At 52.5% G+C, this 1119-nt stretch carries 3 protein-coding genes; all 3 read left to right on the forward strand.

Annotated elements, in window-relative coordinates; all coding sequences use genetic code 11:
* The coding region (locus IQ256_RS29305) for a hypothetical protein (protein ID WP_370623579.1) at nucleotides 1–224 on the forward strand (224 nt) is incomplete at its 5' end.
* Nucleotides 217–681 carry a CopD family protein gene (locus tag IQ256_RS29310; protein ID WP_193859194.1) on the forward strand — a complete coding sequence of 155 codons (465 nt, stop codon included), beginning with the start codon at nucleotides 217–219 and terminating at the stop codon, nucleotides 679–681. The genes IQ256_RS29305 and IQ256_RS29310, both read left to right, overlap by 8 nt.
* Before the next feature lie 203 nt (nucleotides 682–884).
* On the forward strand, nucleotides 885–1119 hold a 235-nt coding region (locus IQ256_RS29970), incomplete at its 3' end, for a Rho termination factor N-terminal domain-containing protein (RefSeq protein ID WP_228025411.1).

Below are 1119 nucleotides of genomic sequence, written 5' to 3' on the forward strand. Positions count from 1 at the left end.
TGGTCGAGCTGGATGAGGAATATGGCGAGCTGGCGCGGGAAAAAGGCGTTGTTGCCTATGAACGGGTTCCGGCATTGGGCGTTTCGGACGGCTATATCAAGACTTTGGCGCAATTGACGCTGGATGCGCTGAAAGGCCCATGCGGCCTCAAGCCACCTTGCGGTGAGCGCATCTGCCCGACAGAATTTGGCAAATGCCCGAACAGGATTGAGGCGAATGTCTGAACATCTGATCAGCGCATATGACTGGTTGCGGGGCTTTCATATCCTCGCTGTGATCGCGTGGATGGCGGGGATGCTCTATCTGCCGCGCCTTTTTGTTTATCATTGTAATGCTGAACCCGGCGGAGAGCTGGACAGGGTCTTGAAACTCCAGGAACGCCGGCTTTTGAAGCTGATCATGAACCCGGCCATGATTGCTGCATGGGTTTTCGGCGCGTTATTGATCTGGTCCAATGCAGAACGCGCCGGCGGCTGGTCGATTTTTCTTGAGTGGGACTGGTTGGTAAAACTGGCGGCTATTTCCGTGATGACAGGCCTTCATCACGTCTTTGCGATTCGTAATCAGCATTTTGCGAACGGAACCAATAACTGGTCCCAGCGCAAATACCGGATTTACAATGAAATTCCGGCTGTTCTGGCGATTGTCATCGTCTTGATCGCTACGGTGGCTTTGCGTTAGTTGCGTCTTGACTGACAAGATGGTGTGTGTCACTCGTCAGGAAAGTTTCGTGCTTGCGAAACGCCTCTTTCGGTGTGCGCCAGAAAAATGGCGAACCCGATGCCCTAGAAAACCAGTTTGAATGTTTCCGTCGCTAGCGGAAATCTGTCTGCCAAACTGGGCCCACCGGAATTCCAAAAACCTTGCCAAACCAAGTGAGTACCATGTCCGACCACAACGATACCAATGACTCCGGCGACGATCTCGAAAACGATCTCGAGAATGATGTCGAAAGCAATGAAACCGACAATGAACCCAAGACATTACCCGCCATGCTGTCGGGAATGACCCGCATGACCCTTCAGGAGTTGAAGGAGAAAAAGCCGACTGAATTGCTGCAAGTCGCGGAAGCACTCGATATCGAGAACGCCGCCACCATGCGCAAACAGGGCATTATGT

Origin of the sequence: cf. Phormidesmis sp. LEGE 11477, from assembly GCF_015207105.1 — a bacterium.
In the GTDB taxonomy this organism is placed as follows: Bacteria; Cyanobacteriota; Cyanobacteriia; order Phormidesmidales; family Phormidesmidaceae; genus Phormidesmis.